A 20263-nucleotide genomic window follows, 5' to 3' on the forward strand; every position below is an offset into this window, starting at 1 on the left:
AGCACCCGTGCCCGCCCCAGCCGCGCAGCCAGAACCCGTGCCCGCCCCAGCCGCGCAGCCAGAACCCGTGCCCGCCCCAGCCGCGCAACCAGAACCCCAAGACACCCCAGACCCCGAGCGGGTGGCCCAGTGACAACCACAACCGAGAACCAAATCCCAAACCAGAACCCAACCCCAACCCCAGCCCGAAACCACACCCCCATCCCCACACCGCACACCAAGCCGCACGCCTTCACCCAGCAGCGCCTCGACCCGTTGGGCGCCCTCGCGGTCTGGACGATCGTGCCCGGCATCGCTCTGATCGTCTTCGCCTACGCGGTGGTGGCCACGGTGCTGCAGGCCGACCAGATCCGGCATCCGACCCTGGCCGTTCTCGCGCTCGCCGCCGCCGCAAGCGCGTCCGTCGTGCTCGTGCTCGCCGGCCGGCCATCGCGGTCCCCGGTGCGGCAGACGTCGCTGCTGCTGATCATGAGCCTCGGCCTGTGCGCCCACCTGCTCGACCAGGCCGCCCGCTGGGGCAGCAACTCCCTGGTGCAGGACGACTTCGGCCCGATCATGCTCGGCTTCCTGCTCGTGGCCCTCTCGCCCTTCCGCCCGTGGCGCGAGCTGGCCCTCTCTGCGGCGGTCGCGTCCGTCGTCGTGGCCGCGGTCACGCTCCCGCAGGGAGAGTTCCGCGCCATCACGGTGCCGTCCGGCGTCTACGTGGTCGTCGCGGTCACCCAGGTGCTCGCACTCGGCCTGGCCGCCGCCGCGTACTCCCGCCGCATCGTGCGCCAGCTGCTGGCCTGGCAGACGGATGCCCGCCTCGCCATCGCCCGCCGCACCGAGGAATCCCGCGGCCGCGTGGTGCGCCAGGTGGTCGAGCAGCAGCGCGCCATCCTGGAACCCAATGTCTTCCCCCTCTTCGACGGCGTGCTCGAACGCGGCGAGGTGACCAAGGCCGAAATCTCTCGGGCGAACGAGCTCGCCGCCATGGTGCGCCGCACGATCGTGGAGCACATCGACGAGACCTGGCTCGACGCCGTCATCGCTCGCGAGCGCACGGCGCTGCAGGAGCGCGGCAAGGATCCGCTGCTGGTCGTGGCCGACCCCGAGCACCGGGCCGCCCACTTCGGCACGCAGCAGCGCGCGGCCACCTCGGCCCTAATCAGCATGCTCTGCCTCGCCCCCGGCTTCGACCCGCGCAGCCTCGTGGTGCAGGCCGACACCGAGCCCGACTCCGACCCCGACACCCAGGTCGACCCGCCGAGCGACCGCCAGCAGCGGCACTCCGGCATCGACACGTTCTCGTTGCGGGTGGCGCTCGACCTCCCGCCGCGCCGGGTGCGGGCCCTGCTGCGCTCCTACCTCGCGGTGCTGCGGGTGGTGTTCCCGTGGGTGCGCGTGAGCATCCGTCGCCCCGGTCTGACGCTGGAATTCGGCGATAAGCGCCCACGCCCGGTTCCACCAGTACTCTGAGGGAGGCGCACGCAGCGCCCCGCCGGCCGCGCGGCACCACGCAGCGCGGCGCAGCGGCACGAGCGCGACCAGCCGAGGGGGCGACCACGAAGGTGGCGAAACTGTATTTCCGCTACGGAGCCATGAACAGCGGCAAGAGCACCTCGATGCTCCAGGCCGCCTACAACTACGAGGAACGCGGCCACCAGGTGCTGCTGGCCAAGCCGTCGGTCGACACCAAGGGCGACCGCGGCATCCTCTCCCGGCTTGGCGTCACCCGTGCGGTCGACTACCTGCTCACCCCCGAGACGGATGCCTACGCACTCTTCCTGGAACACCGCGCCCGGGTGCTCGGCGACACCGGCCTCGACGTGAGCTCTTTGCTGGTGGACGAGGCGCAGTTCCTCACCGAGCAGCAGGTGGACGACCTGTTGCGCATCGCGATCCTCGAGAACATCCCGGTGCTGGCCTACGGCATCCGCACCGATTTTCAGACGGTGGCCTTTCCGGGCAGCCGGCGCCTGCTCGAGGTGGCGCACAGCCTCGAGGAGCTCAAGACCATCTGCCGCTGCGGGCGCAAGGCCGTGTTCAACGGGCGTCAGATCGACGGCGTCTTCGTCTTCGACGGCGACCAGGTGGCCATTGACGGCGCCGAGGTGACCTACGAGTCGCTCTGCGGCTCGTGCTACCTCGAGGAGAGCAACGGCGTGCTGAACAACCGCAGCCGGCCCGCACCCGCATGAACGCCCGCACCCGCACAGACCTGAAAACCGGTGAGACGGGGCGCTCAAACGACTTCGGGATCGTGAGCGCCCCACCAACCCCCCGGCTGGTTTTCCCCACTGCCCAACATATTCACCGCTGCCTGGACTGAACAGCCGTTACTTCTTGTGGCACCAGAACGGGGGCCACTCCCGAGAAGGCGCTGAGCGAGATCGTAGAACCCTGCCCGAGACCCCGGCAGGCTCCGCACCGAAACTGCAAGGATCGCCGATGACCCGCTTTCGAGTAGCCCTGATCGATGACCACGAGATCGTCGCCCACGGCTTCGCCGGCCTGTTCGCCACCCTCCCCGAGATCGAGGTGGTGGCCACGGTCGCGACCGTGACCGAACTGCTCGAGTCCGACGTGCAGCAGACGCCCGTCGACCTGGTCATCCTGGACCTGCGGCTCTCCGACGGGTCCACCGTCACCGGCAACGTCGACCGGCTGCGCGACGCGGGCGCGGCGGTGCTCGCGTTCACCGGCGGCGACGATGCCGGCCTGATGCGGGCCGCCGCGCGCAGCGGCGTGCTCGGTGTTGTGCGCAAGAGCGAGCCCACCGCGGTGCTGCTCGACGCCGTCACCCGCGCGGCGGCGGGGGAGGCCGTCGTCTCCGCCGAGTGGGCCGCGGCCCTCGACGGCGACCCGGACCTCTCCGACGCGGGCCTGAGCGGGCGCGAATGCGAGGTGCTCTCGCTCTACGCGGCGGGCGCGAAGGCGCCGCTGGTGGCCTCGCGGATGGGACTGTCCGAGGCCACGGTGATCGACTACATCCGTCGCGTGCGCTCGAAGTATGAGCGGGTCGGTCGCCCGGCGAACACCAAGATCGACCTTTACAAGCGGGCCCTGGAAGACGGTCTCCTGCCCATCCCCGGCCAGCCGTGAGCACGGCCCGGCCAGCCGTGAGCACGGCCCGGCAGTCGCTTCGCCCGCAGCCCGCGACCGAGCGCCTCGCCCGCCTGCTCTATGCCGCGCTCGGGCCCACCGCCCTCGTTTTCGGGCTGCTCTGCCTGGGAAGCGTGTTCGAGCAGGCGTGGCCGCCGCATCGGCACTGGACGGTGGCGGCGTGGCTGCTGATCTTCGGGCTGCCGATGCTGCTCGCCCTGCTCTCGATGCGGGTTCCGCTGCGCGTGCTCCGGATGATCGCGCTCATCGAGGGTGCGGCCTTCCTGGTGCTGCTCCTGTTCTGGCTGACCGTTCGGGCGGAACCGCTGTCGGCGGGTGCGGACATCCCCTGGGTGATCACCCTCACCGGCGTGCCCGTGATGGCCATCGCGGTGACCACCCGTGACCGCACGGCCTGGACCTACCTGGCCGTGGTCTGCACGATGAGCGGTCTGCTGCGCGCGGTCACTTCCACTGATCCCTACCCGGTGCTGGTCGGCGTGGAAGACGGCCTGTACTCGGTGCTGTTGCTGAGCATGCTCGTGGGTCTGACCACCATGGCCCGTCACAGCGCGATCAAGGTCGACCGAGCCGCCACACTCGCCCGAGTGCAGCTCGTCGGCCAGGCCGACCGCCTCGCCCGCAAGCGCGAACGCCTCACCATCGACGCCCTGGTGCACGACAGCGTCATCTCCACCCTGCTGATGGCCGGGCGCGGCGGCACCCCGGTGCAGGTACTGAGCCGGCACGCGGCCGAAACCCTGGTGCGGCTCGACGCCCTGGGCGCCCCCGAACCCGACCAGACCGTGCCCGGGCCCGAGGTGACCCGGCGCCTCGAGCAGCTGGTGGGCGAGCTGGCACCGGATGCCGAGATCACCTCCAACCTGCACGACACCCTCACGGTGCCGGCGCTCGCCGTGACCGCCCTGCTCGGCGCGGTCGGCGAGGCCCTCCGCAACTCGGTCGCCGCGGCCGCCATCCAGAAGCCCCTGCGCGGTCCGGTGGCCCGCACCATCAGTGTGCGCAGCTACCAGGGCGGCATCCGGGTGGCCGTGCACGACGACGGCGTCGGCTTCGACCCTTCGAGGGTGCCGGCCGAGCGCCTGGGCATCGCCCAGAGCATCATCGGCCGCATGGAGCGCCTCTCCGGCGGTGCCGCCGTCGTGCGCTCCCGCCCCGGCGCCGGCACCGAGGTGGTGGTCTCGTGGACGCCCCCGCCAATGCCCACGGCCGCCACCGCAGCCACCACCGCCGCCGCACCCGTGCTCGCAGCCCCTACGCTTGCAGACCCCGTGCTCGCAGCCCCGACCCCACCAACCGACCCGCAGTCGAAGGGCGTGACCCGGCTGCCGAAGGCCATGTCCACGTCCATCCTTGTGGGGTTCATCGCCGTGCATGCCGTGCTCGCCTTCGCCGACGGCGAACCCCTGTGGGGCCTGCCCTACGAGATCGTCGGGTTCCTGGCGGTGTGCGCGGCGGCCGCCTGGCTCACCATGGTCGTGCCTGACCCGGTGTCGCCCCGCAACGCCGTTGTGGCGCTCGCTCTGTGCGGCCTGTCCGGGGCCGCCACGGCATTCCCGGTGCCCCCGGTCGGGTCGACGCCCTTCGCCCACTGGTATCTCGGCGCCATAACCATGGTGCTGGTCGTGCTGGCGGTGCGCGGCCGGCCGGGCTTCGCCTGGTACGGCTACGGCATGATCGTGGTCGTCTCGATCGTCTGGGCGCTGCTCAACGGGCTGACGCTGCTCGACGGGGTGAACCTGGTCATCCGTCACGCCGGAACCCTGCTCGCCGGAACCCTGTTCGCTGTGGGTCTCAAGCGCTCCACCCTGACCCTCGCCGGGCTGAACCGGGAGCGCGCCCAGATCGGTGCGGCGGCGGCCACGGCGGCGGCGGCCATCGAGGAGCGCGAGACCCAGCTGACCCGGGTGAACACGCTGGCCCGGCCCACCCTGCAGCGCCTCGCCGGCGCCCTGCAGATCGACGCCCTGCAGATCGAACCGACCCTGCGGGCGGACTGCCGGCTCGTGGAGGCCACCCTGCGCGACGCCATCCGCGGCCGATCGCTCTTCATCGAGCCGGTGATTAGCGCCGCCCGCGCCGCCCGTCTCCGGGGCGTCGACGTGACCCTGCTCGACGACAGCGCCGACCGGCCTCCCCGGCAGCTGGCCGCCGCGGCCGCCATCGTCGCCGCCCAGCTCGAAGCCCTCACCCACGGCCACCTGATCGCCCGGCTGCTGCCCGCCGACCGCCCCACGATCGCCTCGATCGTGGTCGACGCCGGCGAGCCACGGATGCTCGCAGTCACCCCCGACGGCCTCCTCCAGCCGTCGTAGAAAAAGAGCCTCAGGATGCAAAACCCCCGGTGGTCGAGCTTGTTGATGCCCCCACGATAAACCCGAGAGAATTTCAGACCCCCCTTGGGGGGTGGCCGGATACCCCTATGTGCAAGGATGAGCAAGGGGACAAAGCAATCTCAGCGGTTCCTCTATGCCTAGTACTACCGGAGGAACGCGCGTGGAGCTCAAGGATTACCTCAGGATTTTCCACAAAAGTTGGATCCTGATTCTCGCTTGCACCCTGTTCGGCATCGCTGGGGCGGCCGGTGCGGCCATCGCGACCACCCCGAAGTACATCGCCAACACCCAGCTCTACGTGGCGGTGCAGGCCGCATCCGGAGCCGCCACCACCGACTTGCTACAAGGCACCAGCTTCGCACGCTCGGCGGTGACCTCCTACGTAGACGTCGTCAACAGTGCCATCGTTCTTGATGAGGTCATCAAGGAACTGAATCTCGATATGACCTCGGCACAGCTCGCCTCCACCATCACCTCCGTCTCGCCGTTGAACACCGTTCTGATCGACGTCTCGGTCACGAACAGTGATCCGGAGCTCGCGGCGCAGATCGCCAACTCTGTCGGGCAGAACTTCAGCAGGATCGTCGTCGACCGCCTCGAAAAGCCCGATGGCGATGCAGCCAGCCCGGTGAAGATCGAAACGATCCAGCCGGCGATCGTGCCAGCCAGCCCGGCCAGCCCCAACGTTCCTCTAAACATCGCCCTCGGCCTTCTGGTGGGTCTCGCGGTCGGCGTCGGCCTCGCCGTGCTGCGCAGCGTGCTCGACACCCGCATCCACAGCCTGCACGACATTGAGCTCGTCACCGATGCGCCCATGCTCGGCGGCATCACCAACGACCCCGGTGCGACCCTTCGCCCCCTGGTCGTGCACACCGACCCGAAGAACCCGCGGGCTGAGGCATTCCGCAGCCTGCGCACAAACCTCCAGTTCGTGAACATCGAAGGTGGGCCGCGCAGCTTCGTGGTCACCAGTTCGGTGCCCGGTGAGGGAAAGAGCACGACCACGGCGAACCTCGCCATCGCCCTCGCGGAGACCGGCGCCCGGGTTGCGTTGATCGACGGCGACCTGCGGCTGCCACGCGTGGCGGAGTACATGGGCATCGAGGGTGGCGTCGGCCTCACCGACGTGCTCATCGGTCGCGCCGAGCTCGCCGACGTGCTGCAGAAGTGGGGCAAGAACAAGCTGTTCGTTCTGCCCAGCGGCCGCGTTCCCCCGAACCCGAGCGAACTGCTCGGCTCCGCTGCGATGGCCCGCATGCTCGGCGCGCTCACCGAGGAGTTCGACGTGGTGCTGATCGATGCCCCGCCGCTGCTGCTGGTGACGGATGCCGCCGTGCTGAGCAAGCTCTGCGGCGGCGCCATCATGGTGGTGGCCTCCGGGCGCACAAAGCGCAACGAGCTGACCAGCGCCGTGAAGGCTTTGGAGCGCGCGGGGAGCCGCCTCGTCGGCATGGTCATCACCATGCTGCCCACCAGGGGCCCCGACTCCTACGGCTACGGCCAGTACAGCTACGGCACGATTCACGAGGAAGAGAAAGCCACTGTCGGTGCCGCAGCGCCCGCAGGGCGGGGCATCCGCAAGGCCCGACGGAGAACCGCGTAATGCAGACCTTTTCCATTCTCACGGTCTGCTCGGGCAATATCTGCCGCTCGCCACTGGCCGAACAGCTGTTGCGTGTTGGCCTCGCCTCGTGGCCGCAAATTCAGGTGGCCAGTGCGGGAACCATCGGCCTGACCGGCCAAGGCATGCCCCCGCAAGCCGCCGATCTGTCCCGGCACTTCGGCGGCGACCCGAATGCCCACGTGGCACAGGAGCTCACCGAGCAGCACGTGCAGACCGCCGATCTGGTGTTCGCAATGTCCCGCGAGCACCGTCGTGCCATCGTCGAACTCGTGCCGCGCGCCATTCGCTACACGTTCACGATCCGCGAATTCGCACGACTCATTGCCGACGTCACCGACGACGACCTCGTCGAGGCCGCCTCGCTGCCCCTCGACGACGTCGTCGGCCGACTCTCGACACTGATCGCCCTCGCCGCGTCTCAGCGTGGCGCTGTCGCCCCGCTGGTGTCGGCCGATGACGATGACGTCGTTGACCCCTACCGACGCAGCGACGAGGTCTACGTGGAGTCTGCCCAGCAGCTCGTGCCCGCAGTCAATGCGGTGACGGCACTGTTTCATCGGGCCGCAACGGTGCAGCGGAAACTGTGAAAGCCGTGGGTAGCCCGAAACCGAAATCAGTGAGTCGGAAGAACCGCGACAGCGTGCTCCGGCGGCGCCTGCTCATCGCCGGCCTAGCGGTCTTCTTGCTGTTTGACGTCGCCTTGGTTTCCTTCGCACTCACGAGCACGAACCCTTCAGACAGCTCACGCGCGGTGGTCGATGCCCCGGTAGTCGAGCCTGTCGAGACCACACCGCCGGTGGTCGAGCCTGTCGAGACCAGCGAGCCTGCCGAGACCACAGCAATCACCTCCCCACCCCCCACCCGCATCCTCACCGCCCTGAACGCGTCCACGGTCTGGCGCGCAAACACCGGCGACTGCCCCGCCGCCACCGCGAACCCCGAACTCACCACCGACGCCGGTGAAACCTGGTCAGCATTCGACGCGTCAGACGGCACCGACGCCTCCTCCATTCTCTCCATCTACATCACCAGCAAGTCCGAGGCCTCCCTGGTGACCCTCACTGCAGAAGACTGCACGCCGCAACGCGTAACCACCTTCGTGGCCGGCGCCCAGTGGCAGGAATACCCCGATCGGGTCGGGACTAACTGGTACGTGGACCCGGCGGACCGGGCCACCGTGCACGGCCCCACCGGCACGTTCCCTGCTCCCTGCACGTCGGTCATCGCGCTGGCACCCCGCACTGACTCCACTGCGGCCCTGCTCTGTTCAGACGGCAGCCTGTTCCGCACCGATGATGGTGCCGCAACCTTCGGGTCCGGGATCGCTCTTCCCGGTGCCGCGAACCTGACCGTCAGCGACGACGGCTACATCATCGTGGCCACAGATCAGGCAGGCTGCGCGGGCGCACAGCTGCTCGCGACGCCTCAGGAGCTCGACGGGGTGCTGACCCCGGGCGGATGTCGGGAGGCGGCAGTCACGCCAGGCGATCTGGCGGTAGCAAGCGCCGATGGAATTGTCTGGTTGTGGGCGGGGGACGAGATGAGCAAGTCGAGTGATAGGGGCGCGACATGGCAATAAGTGACTTTGCAACGACCAGAATGCAGAAGCTACACGGGTCTGTCCCTCTGGTGCGCTTCGGTACTCAGTTCGCATTCGATGCAGGAGCTTGGGTTGTCGCCCTGTTTCTGGCGGAGATTCTTCGCTATGAGTTCGACCTCCAGCTGATTAACCTAGTGCCGCTGTTGGCTCTGTGTGCGGTCGCGTGTCTGGTGCAGTTTTTTGCCGGCGGTTTCAACCACCTCTACCAGGGGCGCCACATCTACGGCAGCTTTTCCGAGGTGCGGGCGCTGCTCTGGGTCGTCCTTGCGTCATCCGTCATCCTGGGCATCCCGGTTGCCGTCGCCGGAACGATGGTCGGCATACCCCGCAGCACGGTCTTCATCGCCCTGCCCATGGCCTTCGTCTTGATGGGCGGCGTGCGCTATGTCAAGCGTCTCCTGGTGGAACGGTCGGTGGTTCCCAAAGACGACGTTCAGAAGGCCCTGATTTTCGGCGCGGGCTACATGGGGGCCTCGATTGCCCGGCGCATGACCACCGACCGAAACTCGCCATTTCTGCCGGTGGGGCTCATCGACGACGATCCGCTCAAGCGCAATCTGTGGCTCCATGACGTTCGCGTCGTCGGTTCACGCGCCTCCCTCTCCGCAGTAGCTCAAGTTACCGGGGCGACTGCGCTGGTCGTGGCCATCGCAAAAGCTGATGCCTCCTTGCTTCGTGAGATTACCGATGCCGCCAAGGCCGCACATCTCAAGGTTCTCGTGCTTCCTCCCCTTGAAGAACTACTCACAGGCAAGTCGCGCCTCAACGACCTTCGAGACATCGCGATCGAAGACCTGATCGGTCGACACCCCGTTGACACTCATGTGGAGTCGATCGCCGGCTACCTTGCGGGCAAGCGCGTGCTCGTGACCGGTGCCGGCGGCTCCATCGGGTCGGAACTTTGCAGGCAGATCACCAAGTTCGGCCCCAGCGAACTCATGATGCTCGATCGGGACGAAACGGGCCTGCAAGGCACCCAGATCTCGATCCTGGGTCACGGTCTGCTCGACACCAAGGATGTCGTGCTTGCCGATATCCGAGACGCCGAAGCCCTGAAGACCATCTTCACTGAGCGCCGCCCCGAAGTGGTTTTCCATGCTGCGGCACTCAAACACCTACCCATGTTGGAGCAGTACCCCGATGAGGCGTGGAAGACCAATGTGCTCGGCACGCTCAATGTGCTCGAAGCCGCCCAGGCGGTCGGGGTGACCACATTCGTGAATATCTCCACCGACAAGGCCGCGAACCCCACGAGTGTGCTCGGCCATTCCAAGCGCGTGGCCGAGAAGCTCACGGCCTGGGCCGCCCAGGAAACCGATCACGCATACCTCTCGGTTCGCTTCGGCAACGTCATCGGCAGCCGTGGCTCGATGCTGCCCACCTTCACCGCCCTCATCGAGGCCGGTGGACCGCTGACGATCACCCACCCCGACGTCACACGTTTCTTCATGACGATTCCGGAGGCGTGCCAACTGGTCATTCAGGCCGGTGGCATCGGTCGTCCCGCCGAGGTTCTCATCCTCGACATGGGAGAGCCGGTCCGAATCCTTGATGTCGCGCAGCGCATGATTGATATGTCGGGCAAGGAGATCGAGATCATTTACACCGGTCTGCGCCCGGGAGAGAAGCTGCACGAAGAGCTCGTCGGGCATAACGAGAGGGGTGAACGTCCTATCCACCCGAAGATCTCCCACGCTGCAATTCCTCCAATCTCGCCGAAAAGCCTTGACAAAGCGCGTTGGTCTGAGAGATGCCTCGAGAGCCAGGGTCCTGTGCTTCAGGCATCCGCGCGATGACCGCTCCTGTCTGGGGAGCGATAATCTCTGCGCTGATAGTGAGTGGCTTGGCGCCAATTCTCATCCGACCGATTCTGGTCAGGCTTCGAGTCATCGATGTTCCCAATGAACGCTCCTCGCACTCTGCGCCAGTGTTGCGAGGTGCCGGAGTTGCCCCGCTACTCGGCGTTGTGATCGGCATGTCGGCTCTGGCTGCCTCCCTGAGACCGTGGACGTTCGATTTCATCGTGATCGTTGGGGCCGGAGCAGCTGTGGCCATCCTCGGCCTGGTTGAGGACATCCGGGGGGTGCGCATTGTGACGCGCGCCTCTGTGCAACTCGCCGTTGGTGCGGTGGCAACAACAGCTCTCGTGTGGCATTCAGACTCAGAGTTGTGGTGGATCCCGGTCGGTGCCGTTGTCTTGGCTGGCTACACGAACGCCGCGAACTTCATGGATGGAATCAACGGCATATCGGGCCTGCACGGTGCTGTCGTCGGCTCGGCATTCGGGGTCATAGGCATCCTGACGGAACGGCCGTGGCTACTGGGAGCCGGACTCGTTCTCGCGGTTTCGTTCGTAGCTTTTTTGCCCTGGAACCTGGCTGGAAAACGCATGTTTCTCGGTGATGTGGGCAGCTATCTCCTCGGCGGTTCTGTCGGGATCATCGCGATTACGGCTCTCGTCGACGGCGTTGCTCCCCTCGCGGTAGTCGCGCCCCTTTGTATCTACTTGGCCGACACGGCGGTCACACTGGTCAGACGCGTACTGGGTGGTGAGGAATGGCATCAAGCACATCGCTCACATGTCTACCAGCGACTCACGGCCGCAGGCTTTACCCATCTGACCGCGGCTCTTATCGTCACGGCAAGCACGCTCTGCACGAGCGCAATCGGGCTGCTCAGCCTGGACGGCTCCGGGGCTTTGACTGCTGTGGCAGCAGTAGGGATCGGCCTCGTCGCTGCGGTGTATTTGTCTCTGCCTGGACTGCTGTCCGCGAGAGGCAGAAAGCCTGAGACTTCCGACACGAGCTCGCCACGGAAGACTCCTGAGGCACCCGGTCCATCGCATTCGGCGCCGGCTCGCTGGGCAGTTGTCGGGGGCACGGGTTTCATTGGTTCTGCGCTTATCGAGGAGTTGCAGTCGCGCGGCTTTCGAGCTGAAAGCCTGACTGCACCTCGACTCCGCCTGGCGGCAAATGCAACACCTGAGGAGGCTCTCTCCTTGTTGAAGGACCATTCTCAAGCCATCGCGACGCTCTCGGCCAGCATGCTCCGTGCCGACGTCGTTGTGAACGCGGCTGGTCTCGCCTCCCCGGGCGCCGCCGCAAGCGAGGCTCTCTTCGGGGCCAACGCTCTTCTTCCCGCAGTCATTTACCAAGCCGCCAATCTCGCAGGTGTGCAGCGGCTGATTCACCTCAGTTCGGCAGCCGTTCAGGGGCGGCGAATGGTGCTGGACGAGACGCCCGCCACGGAACCCTTTTCGCCATACTCGAAGTCCAAAGCATTGGGTGAAGCTTTGCTGCTGGCCGGAGTCGGTGATGCAGGGCATGGCGAGTCTCCCGAAATTGTGATTCTCCGTGCCACGTCCGTTCAAGGGCCTGGGAGGGCGACGACGGGCCGCCTCCGCCGTCTTGCACAATCAGCAGCAGCCTCTGTCGCGATGCCCGGTGACCGCCCGACAGTCGTCAGTTCCGTCAGAGGTCTGGTGACGTTTGTGGCGCGGGTCGGCGCTCACCAGGACCGCGTTCCGACCATCGTCCTACAACCGTGGGAGGGCATGACGACCTCATCCGTGCTCGAACTGGCCGGCGGAAGAGCGCCCAGGCGTTTGCCGCTGACGTTGTGTAGAGCGTTGATTGGCATCGGCTACTCGGTCGGCACTGTTGCACCGCCGGTCAGAGGACTTGTGCGTCGAGTGGAGCTCATGTGGCTCGGCCAGGACCAAAATGCTGCTTGGGCGCGGTCAGTTGGTCTTGAAGGGAATTCCTACCTCACGGACGTGTTCGGGGTCTTGCCGGAGCGCGTCAAATGAAAATCGGTGTTCTGTCCCAGTGGTTTGATCCTGAGCCTGGTCCCGCCGCAATTCCAGGAGTGTTTTCGCGTGAGTTCACGCGAGCCGGCCACCAGGTGAGTGTCCTGACCGGCTTCCCTAACTACCCCGACGGCAAGATCTATCCCGGATACCGTCAGAGAGTTGGCCGAAGCACGGTAGAGGATGGGGCCGCGCTCACGCGTGTCCCTCTTTATCCGAATCACACGGCTTCAGCCGCGGGGCGCATTCTCAACTATGCGAGTTTCGCTGCCTCGGCGACTGTCTTCGCGGGTTCCGCGTTACGGAACGTTGACGCGGTCTGGGCCTACAACTCACCGGTGACAATCAGTGCGCCTTTGCTGAAACACACCAGGTGCGGGCGAGTGCCCTATTTTCTCCACGTTCAGGACCTGTGGCCGGACTCTCTGATAGAGAGTGGCATGTTTCCTGGCGGCGCGGTTGGTTCAGGGGCAGCAGCGCTAATCAGGAGAATCGTCCGCGTAACTGAGAACCGTTCGGCAGTTGTTGGCGTGATCTCTCCAAGTGTTCGCGAGCTGATTTTGCAGCGTAATCCGGGCATTTCTCCATCGAAGATTGTTTACGTTCCTAATCCGACCGATGAGTCTCTCTTTCGGCCCGTCTCCGAGTTGCGCGCGCAGCGAATAGTCGGAACTGAACTGCGTGTGTTCACACTCATGTACGTCGGCGCTATCGGTGATGTGCAGGGTCTGGAGACGTTGCTCGATGCCGGAAGAATATTGAAGCGCCGTCCGGAGGTTCGCATCGTGATTGTGGGAGATGGAATCGCCCGTGAACGACTTGAACGCGACGCCGTGAATCGAGGCCTCACGAATGTCGATTTCCTTGGCCGGGTTTCAAAAGAGTTGGTGCCCCAGATGATGGCAGGCGCAGACGCCCAATTTGTATCTTTGGCTGGCTCCGCTTTCCTCAGGCACACCACGCCGAGCAAGATTGCATCCCTCCTTGCGTCTGAAGTACCGATAATTGGCCAGATTTCCGGTGACGGCGCCGAGCTTCTGGCCTCTTCGGGAGCGGCGTTGATCATCCCACCAGGCGACGCCGACGGACTCGCGCACCTGATCGAAATTATGGCCGATCTTTCTCCTCAGGCGCGTCAGACCATGGCCGTGAATGGTCGAAATTTCTATGACCGGAACCTATCCGCGAAAGTCGCGGCGAACAACATCGTTGAAGCATTATTGGGAGTAATCAATGAGTAATAACCAGAACCACTACGAGGGAAAGCGCGTCCTGATTACGGGCGGTACAGGCTCATTCGGACACACGGTGACCGACCAGCTCCTGACACGTGACGTCGCAGAGATTCGCATTCTCAGCCGAGACGAGGCGAAGCAAGACCTCATGCGCCACGAGATCGCTGATCCTCGAGTGCGTTTCTATGTTGGTGATATCCGCGATTATCTAAGCGTGGAGAGGGCCGTCCGCGACGTGGATTACGTATTTCATGCCGCAGCGCTCAAGCAGGTCCCCTCGTGTGAGTTCTTCCCAATGGAAGCTGTACGCACGAACGTTCTTGGAAGCGAGAATGTCGTGAGGGCTGCTGATCGCGCCGGCGTGAAGTCGGTCGTCTGCCTGAGCACGGACAAGGCCGTCTATCCGGTCAACGCCATGGGGATGAGCAAAGCCATGATGGAGAAAGTTGCGCAGTCTTACGGGCTGAACAACCCCAATGCCGAAACGACCGTTTCGTGCGTGCGCTATGGCAATGTCATGTATTCGCGTGGATCGGTCATTCCCTTGTTCATCAGGCAGCTTAAGGCTGGAAAGAATCTCACTGTCACGAACCCCGACATGACACGGTTCATGATGTCCCTCGCTGACTCCGTAGACCTGGTCGAGTACGCCTTCCACCATGCGCTCCAGGGAGACCTTTTCATCCGAAAGGCGAAGTCCTGCACTATGGGCGACCTTGCGCAAGCGATGATTCTCCTCTTTGAGTCTTCCGCCAGAGTGGAAGTCATCGGAACCCGCCATGCGGAGAAGCTATCCGAGGCGCTCGCGAGTCGCGAGGAACTGGCGCGCGCCCAGGACATGGGGGACTACTTCCGCATTCATGCCGACAACCGGGACCTGAACTACAGCATCTACGTCGAGCAGGGTGACCTCGCCCAGGCGCAGTATGAAGACTACGACTCTCACACAGTGTCCCGTATGAGTCTGCGTGAGGTTCAGGCTCTCCTTCTGACTCTGCCTGAGGTGCGAGCGGAACTCGCCTCCGCGGGAATTCGCTTTGAGCAGGCTGTCTAGATGGTGAAAAACGTTGCGCTCACCGGGGCCCATGGCTTTCTCGGATGGCACATCCGCGCGGCCCTTCAAGAGTTCGGGCAGGAAGCCGCGACCATCCCGGTGGGCGACGCCTTCGATGTTGTTGAGGCGGCCGCGGCTATGTCGGGATCGACGCGCCTGATTCACCTCGCTGGCGTCAATCGTGGCTCTGATACCGAAGTGAGCGAAGAAAACAGGCGATTCGCCAGTCAGCTTGCTCAGGCCATCGTGCGGGCAGAAGCTCCCCCCGCAGTCATCGTGTATGCGAATTCGTCGCAGGCCACGAACGGAAGCGTGTACGGGAAGGCGAAAGCTGCGGCCGCGGACATTCTCCGGGCGGCGGCGGAGCAAGTGGGCTCGGACTTCCAGGACGTGCTGCTCCCCAACCTTTTCGGTGAACATGGACGCCCGTTCTACAACGCCGTGACCGCAACGTTTAGCCACATGCTGGCTCAAGGGCAGACGCCGTCGGTGAATGATGACAAAGCACTAACTCTTCTGCACGCGCAGGACGCCGCAGACCTGCTGTTGGGGGCTGTCGACCCGGGGGCCTGCCGAGAGCTGGAAGCGCACGAGACAGTGTCCGGGCTACTGGGTCGTCTGGCCAGGATCGATGCGGTCTACCGACGCGGTGAGATCCCCGATGTCGCCGCGAAATTCGACCGTGACCTCTTCAACACCTACCGTTCTTATTCCTTTCCCGAGCAGGCTCCCGTCAAGCTGACCCGCCACTCAGACGCGCGTGGTTCGTTCTTTGAGATCATTCGGTCCCATGGCGGTTGCGGCCAATCGTCATTTTCGACCACGGAACACGGCATCAGCCGGGGTGATCATTTTCACCGACGCAAGATCGAGCGATTCACTGTCCTGTCCGGTTCCGCAGTGATTGCCCTGCGCAGGCTTTTCACTGACGACGTTTTCGAGTTCGAGGTGACAGGCGATGCGCCTGTGGCGGTAGACATGCCGACCATGTGGTCACACAAGATCACGAACACGGGGGCCGACCTCCTGTACACATCTTTCTGGACGAATGACATTTTCAACCCACGAGCACCCGACACGATTGAAGAGGCTGTGCACAAATGAACCCGCGACTGAAAGTCCTAACTGTTGTTGGAACGAGACCCGAAATCATCCGTCTCGCTCCCACCATGAAGCGACTTGACCGGTTCACCGACCATGTCCTGGTTCATACCGGACAAAACTACGATCACGAACTCAATGAGGTCTTTTTCGAGGACCTTGGTCTCCGTCGGCCGGACCATTTCTTGGAAGCTGACACCTCTTCGTTGGGCAAGGTGCTTGGCTCTATCCTTGCCAAGATCGAGGAAGTTCTGGTGCTGGAGAAACCCGATGCCGTGTTGATCCTGGGTGATACGAATAGCTGCATTTCGGCACTGATGGCCAAGCGGATGCGAATCCCCGTTTACCACATGGAGGCTGGGAATCGCTGCTTTGATGAGAACGTTCCTGAGGAAACGAATCGCAGGCTCGTAGACCACATCGCTGACTATAACCTCGTCTACACCGAGCACGCCCGTCGAAATCTCTTGGCTGAAGGCATACACCCGTCCCGGATTCTGCTCACCGGTTCTCCGATGCGAGAGGTGCTAGACGGCAATGCCGAGGCCATTGCGGCCAGTGATGTGGTGGAACGGCAAAACTTGGTCGCGGGGCAATACTTCCTTGTAAGTCTCCACCGGGAGGAGAACGTTGACGAGCCCGCCCGACTTGAGTCCGTGTTAGCGGCGCTTTCGGCGCTCAGCGAGGCTTACGGGCTTCCGGTCCTAGTGTCCACGCACCCACGGACGCGGAAAAGACTCGAGAAGGTTCCCGCAGCGCTTAAAGCTGGGATCAGATTTCATCCTCCGTTTGGCTTCAACGATTACATCAAACTACAGATGTCGGCCAGGCTCGTGCTTTCCGACAGCGGAACGATCAGCGAGGAGGCCAGCATTCTTGGCTTTCCGGCGGTTACTCTGAGGGACTCCATCGAACGCCCTGAGGCCTTGGATGCCGGCGTGATCATCACACCCGGTGTCACTCGGGAAGCGATCTTGGACTCTGTCGAAATGGTCTTGGCAGAGTCGGGAAATCAGCAAGCCTGCGCAATGCCGAACGGCTACGAGGTGTCGGATACGTCTCGACGAGCGGTCAATTTCATTCGTTCCACTGCGGCTACCCACAACATTCGTGCGGGTGTCCGGAAGTGATGGCAAGGTGTCGTTGACGGCACGGTCACTTTTTCCACGGGCCCTTACGAGGCTACTTAGCCGCGAAGAGTACGCAGGCTTGGAGCGGTTCGCTGGGAGTAGCGAAGACCGATGACGCTTGCAGCGGTACCCGTGTCAGTGCTAGTCCCCGCGACGGGAACGTTATTCGAGACCTCAGCCAAGGACGCTGCATTACATCGCGCAGACAACAGCAGAACTCCTCCCGCTGATTGCGCTCAGGAGCCATCGTGCAAGTAAAATATGACCTCGTATTCTGGCAGAACATGCCTTCGCTTCATCAGGCGCCTCTTATGCGTGCCCTGACATCCCATTTTGGTAAGCGCGTTCTTGTGGTTGCGACGGACGGCCTCTCAGCAGACAGGTTGGCCATGGGGTGGGAGAACATTGACTACGGAGACGCGAACTTGGTAGTTCGGCCGTCCGCAAGTCAACTGACCAAGATTGTCGAGGACAATCGGGATGCCACTGCGCATATTTTTTCTGGGATGAACTCATATCCAGAAATCAGGCGAGCAATGAAAGAGCTCACTCGGGGCCACCACAGGCACATCGCCGTCATCACAGAGCCGTGGGATCCCCGAGGGCTCATCGGGCGGCTGCGAGCCCTCAAGTTCGCCGTTCGCGGCCGCACGTGGGACCACGTCGACACGCTATTTGCCTGTGGGGCCTTGGCAAGGGAACAATTTGCCTCCTTGGGGTGCAACCCAGAGAAGATAGCCTCATTCGGGTACTTCGTGGACCGACCCCCTCGGCACGACATCGCATTGCCCGTCGGGAGGCGGAGCATAATCTTCATTGGCACACTCTCCGACCGCAAGGATCCGAGAACACTGATTCAAGCCCTGGCCATGGCACGAGCAGAGTCTTGGTGCCTCACGATGATTGGAGACGGGCCTCTTAGAGAGGGCCTTGTTGATGATGTGCGCAGGTTGAATCTCACCGATCAGGTGAAATTCGTTCATCGACTCGAGAATGACAAAGTGAGAGACGCTCTTGCTGCCGCCGACGTACTCGTTCTGCCGAGCCGCTACGACGGTTGGGGGGCGGTAGTTAGCGAAGCGCTCATGGCCGGAACACCAGTTATCGTCAGCAGCGCCTGTGGGTCTTCCGATTTGGTCATCTCGGGGTCTCAGGGTGAGGTTGTTCGATGTGGCCGGCCGAGTGAGGTCGCCCGAGCGTTGGACAGGCGTTGGCGCTCCAGCCCCGTGACGAGTGAAGCACGCGCTGCGTTGAGCAACTGGGCGAATGCAATCATCTCCCCGGAGGCTGCCGCGCAGTATCTATGGGCTACGGTGACGCGCGAACAAGGAACCCCCACCTTCTCTGCACCGTGGCATCGGTAGAAACGACCGTCTAAATGTGCGCAGCAATCCTGGACCGAGACCTAGTAATTGAGGGTAATCATTATGAGCACGACGAATTTCGCAGTTTTCGCTCCGCTATTCCCCCCTGCGGTCCTGGGTGGTGGGCCCATTCGGACGTTGAAGGCTCTGGTTGATTCGGTGCCTCGAAACACGAGAGCGATCGTATTCACCTCAGACAGAGACATGCACCAATCGACGCCGCTTCCGGTTGAGAGGAACGCATGGATTCAAAATGACGGGGTCAAGGTGTACTACAGCACCCCCACGTCGATTCGACTGTTCTTTCAGGGCCTGCAGGCTGTGCGCGACGAGCGACCTGACGTCGTCTATTACAACAGTTTTTTTAATTCCCGCTTCTCGATTTTCCCCCAAGTCCTGGGGACCTTGGGATTTTGGCGAGGAGCTGGGGTGTTATTGGCTCCCAGAGGTGAGTTCGGGAAGGGAGCGCTTGCCATTCGACCTTCAAAGAAACGTCTCTATTTGGCCATCTATCGGGCGATGGGGCTTCACCGCCGAATCGTTTGGCATGCCTCTTCAGCGAACGAAGAGAGAGATATTCGAGCGATTTTTGGTGCGAAAGCGCGTGTTCTCATTCGCGAAGATGAGACGGCCCTACCGCTCGCGGCCAGGAAGCCGGGTTTCACGCGTGCCGAGGGCCCGCTACGGATTTTGTTTGTTAGCCGCTTGAATCCCATGAAAGGCCTCGACGTGCTGCTCCGGAGTCTCCAACTCGCTAGTTCGCCAATAGTCCTTGATATCTACGGCAATTCTGAGGATAAGGACTATGTGCGATTATGTGACGACCTAATCGGCGAATTGCCTGCGAACGTAATTTGCAGAATGAACGGAGCCATCTCCCCAAACTCTGTTCGGGACATATTCGAGGAGGGTGATGTCTTCGTGTTTCCGACCGCCGGAGAGAATTTTGGTCACGTCATCGCCGAAGCGCTCTCCGTCAGTTGCCCTGTGATCTGCTCGGACCATACGCCTTGGTCGGACGTCCTCGAAATGGCGGGTGGAGACGTAATCCAGGGCAGGGACCCACTCGACTGGGGAGCCGCTATCCAATCTTTCGCGGGGCTCTCGGACCACCAGATGTTGGGGCGTCGCCAGGCGGCCGGTGACGCATATGACATCTGGCGAGCAAATGACAAGGGCGCCCACGTCTTTGACCAGCTCGTCGACAAGAGTTTAGACGAGTCCATGTCATCGTGACACGGCTTGATGCTGGACGTATCGGGCCGGCAAGCCCCCACATCGATTGAGCACGCGGCGGACAACCGATGACGCGGTTCTGTCTGAAAGAGCTGTGGCTTTAGGTGCCCCTCCTTGGGACCCGCGGCATATTGGCCTCTATTCGTTTAGCGAATGTTGCGACTTGTCTAGGGTGGCAGGTTGGATTGGAAAAAAGGGGCTCTCACTAGTCTGACTCCTGACTGTGGGGATACGTTCTCGCCAGAAAGAGGTCATCACGCCCGGCCCTACCCACCCGAGTCCCGCCGCAATGTCGTCGGGGTGAGTATTTGACCCCTTGAGCGCCACCCGTTATTGCGGTTGGGCGCCACTGAATATTGGGCTTCAGCGCCACTGGGTATTGCCGGTGAGCGCCAGCGTTCAGCTCGCGCTCACCGGCGTGGGTCACGCCGCGTTGTCCGCGGTGTGTTCGCGCATGTTGGTGCCGCCGGTTTCGATCCAGATCGTGCGGTGCTGACGGCGCTCACTGAAATTCCCCAGTTGGCGAGTAGCCCCTGTTGGTACCCGTAGTCCGCGTAGTTGGTGTGTTATCTCGTGACATCGTGGACACTAAATCTCATCACTTCGCGGACGTTGAGTCTCATGGCTTCGTGCACGGCTACCGCCCTGGCTCACCGAGCACTGCGGGGAG

General features: G+C 63.4%; 15 protein-coding genes. All 15 read left to right on the plus strand.

The features are described 5' to 3' along the window. Positions 1-129 precede the first annotated feature (129 nt). The 15 genes from E3O67_RS06120 to E3O67_RS06190 all read left to right on the plus strand — a co-directional run bounded on the left by E3O67_RS06120 (position 130) and on the right by E3O67_RS06190 (position 19593). The gene (locus E3O67_RS06120) at positions 130-1458 is read left to right on the plus strand and encodes a hypothetical protein (protein ID WP_167726509.1); all 1329 of its coding nucleotides are present in this window, start codon (positions 130-132) and stop codon (positions 1456-1458) included. A gap of 92 nt (positions 1459-1550) precedes the next feature. Then, positions 1551-2180, plus strand: a complete 630-nt coding sequence (locus tag E3O67_RS06125; protein WP_134432659.1) for a thymidine kinase — start codon at positions 1551-1553, stop codon at positions 2178-2180. Between the two features lie 250 nt (positions 2181-2430). Then, entirely contained in the window at positions 2431-3084 is a 654-nt protein-coding gene (locus tag E3O67_RS06130) for a response regulator transcription factor (protein WP_134432657.1), read from the plus strand. Then, complete coding sequence (locus tag E3O67_RS06135; protein ID WP_135102241.1) at positions 3081-5420, plus strand: sensor histidine kinase; 2340 nt, start codon at positions 3081-3083, stop codon at positions 5418-5420. Before E3O67_RS06130 ends, E3O67_RS06135 begins: the two co-directional genes overlap by 4 nt. 181 nt (positions 5421-5601) lie before the next feature. Then, positions 5602-7044, plus strand: a complete 1443-nt coding sequence (locus tag E3O67_RS06140) for a polysaccharide biosynthesis tyrosine autokinase (protein ID WP_135102242.1) — start codon at positions 5602-5604, stop codon at positions 7042-7044. Continuing rightward, complete coding sequence (locus E3O67_RS06145; RefSeq protein WP_135102243.1) at positions 7044-7652, plus strand: low molecular weight phosphatase family protein; 609 nt, start codon at positions 7044-7046, stop codon at positions 7650-7652. The genes E3O67_RS06140 and E3O67_RS06145 overlap by 1 nt, the downstream gene beginning before the upstream one ends. A 29-nt stretch (positions 7653-7681) precedes the next feature. Next, a complete protein-coding gene (locus tag E3O67_RS06150) occupies positions 7682-8644 on the plus strand; it encodes a hypothetical protein (protein ID WP_135102244.1) in 963 nt (320 codons plus the stop codon). Further along, entirely contained in the window at positions 8635-10461 is a 1827-nt protein-coding gene (locus tag E3O67_RS06155) for a nucleoside-diphosphate sugar epimerase/dehydratase (protein WP_241982020.1), read from the plus strand. The genes E3O67_RS06150 and E3O67_RS06155 overlap by 10 nt, the downstream gene beginning before the upstream one ends. Positions 10462-10640: 179 nt before the next feature. After that, on the plus strand, positions 10641-12473 hold the full coding sequence (locus tag E3O67_RS06160) for an NAD-dependent epimerase/dehydratase family protein (RefSeq protein WP_241982022.1): 1833 nt from the start codon (positions 10641-10643) through the stop codon (positions 12471-12473). After that, on the plus strand, positions 12470-13714 hold the full coding sequence (locus tag E3O67_RS06165; protein ID WP_135102246.1) for a glycosyltransferase family 4 protein: 1245 nt from the start codon (positions 12470-12472) through the stop codon (positions 13712-13714). Before E3O67_RS06160 ends, E3O67_RS06165 begins: the two co-directional genes overlap by 4 nt. Next, the gene (locus E3O67_RS06170) at positions 13707-14762 is read left to right on the plus strand and encodes a polysaccharide biosynthesis protein (RefSeq protein ID WP_135102247.1); all 1056 of its coding nucleotides are present in this window, start codon (positions 13707-13709) and stop codon (positions 14760-14762) included. Before E3O67_RS06165 ends, E3O67_RS06170 begins: the two co-directional genes overlap by 8 nt. Then, a complete protein-coding gene (locus tag E3O67_RS06175) occupies positions 14763-15866 on the plus strand; it encodes an NAD-dependent epimerase/dehydratase family protein (RefSeq protein WP_135102248.1) in 1104 nt (367 codons plus the stop codon). Further along, positions 15863-16993 carry a non-hydrolyzing UDP-N-acetylglucosamine 2-epimerase gene (gene wecB / locus E3O67_RS06180; RefSeq protein WP_135102249.1) on the plus strand — a complete coding sequence of 377 codons (1131 nt, stop codon included), beginning with the start codon at positions 15863-15865 and terminating at the stop codon, positions 16991-16993. The genes E3O67_RS06175 and wecB overlap by 4 nt, the downstream gene beginning before the upstream one ends. A 536-nt stretch (positions 16994-17529) precedes the next feature. Beyond that, complete coding sequence (locus E3O67_RS17760) at positions 17530-18357, plus strand: glycosyltransferase (protein WP_370260232.1); 828 nt, start codon at positions 17530-17532, stop codon at positions 18355-18357. A gap of 204 nt (positions 18358-18561) precedes the next feature. After that, complete coding sequence (locus tag E3O67_RS06190; RefSeq protein WP_167726514.1) at positions 18562-19593, plus strand: glycosyltransferase; 1032 nt, start codon at positions 18562-18564, stop codon at positions 19591-19593. The last annotated feature ends 670 nt before the right edge of the window (positions 19594-20263 follow it).

This window comes from Cryobacterium sp. TMT3-29-2 (assembly GCF_004564305.1).
Lineage (GTDB): Bacteria > Actinomycetota > Actinomycetes > Actinomycetales > Microbacteriaceae > Cryobacterium > Cryobacterium sinapicolor.

Coding starts and splice junctions, on each gene's coding strand:
- E3O67_RS06130 (WP_134432657.1), top strand. CDS start 2,431: ATGACCCGCTTTCGAGTAGCCCTGATCGATGACCACGAGATCGTCGCC.
- E3O67_RS06145 (WP_135102243.1), top strand. CDS start 7,044: ATGCAGACCTTTTCCATTCTCACGGTCTGCTCGGGCAATATCTGCCGC.
- E3O67_RS06155 (WP_241982020.1), top strand. CDS start 8,635: ATGGCAATAAGTGACTTTGCAACGACCAGAATGCAGAAGCTACACGGG.
- E3O67_RS06160 (WP_241982022.1), top strand. CDS start 10,641: ATGTCGGCTCTGGCTGCCTCCCTGAGACCGTGGACGTTCGATTTCATC.
- E3O67_RS06165 (WP_135102246.1), top strand. CDS start 12,470: ATGAAAATCGGTGTTCTGTCCCAGTGGTTTGATCCTGAGCCTGGTCCC.
- E3O67_RS06170 (WP_135102247.1), top strand. CDS start 13,707: ATGAGTAATAACCAGAACCACTACGAGGGAAAGCGCGTCCTGATTACG.
- E3O67_RS06175 (WP_135102248.1), top strand. CDS start 14,763: ATGGTGAAAAACGTTGCGCTCACCGGGGCCCATGGCTTTCTCGGATGG.
- wecB (WP_135102249.1), top strand. CDS start 15,863: ATGAACCCGCGACTGAAAGTCCTAACTGTTGTTGGAACGAGACCCGAA.
- E3O67_RS17760 (WP_370260232.1), top strand. CDS start 17,530: ATGAAAGAGCTCACTCGGGGCCACCACAGGCACATCGCCGTCATCACA.
- E3O67_RS06190 (WP_167726514.1), top strand. CDS start 18,562: ATGCACCAATCGACGCCGCTTCCGGTTGAGAGGAACGCATGGATTCAA.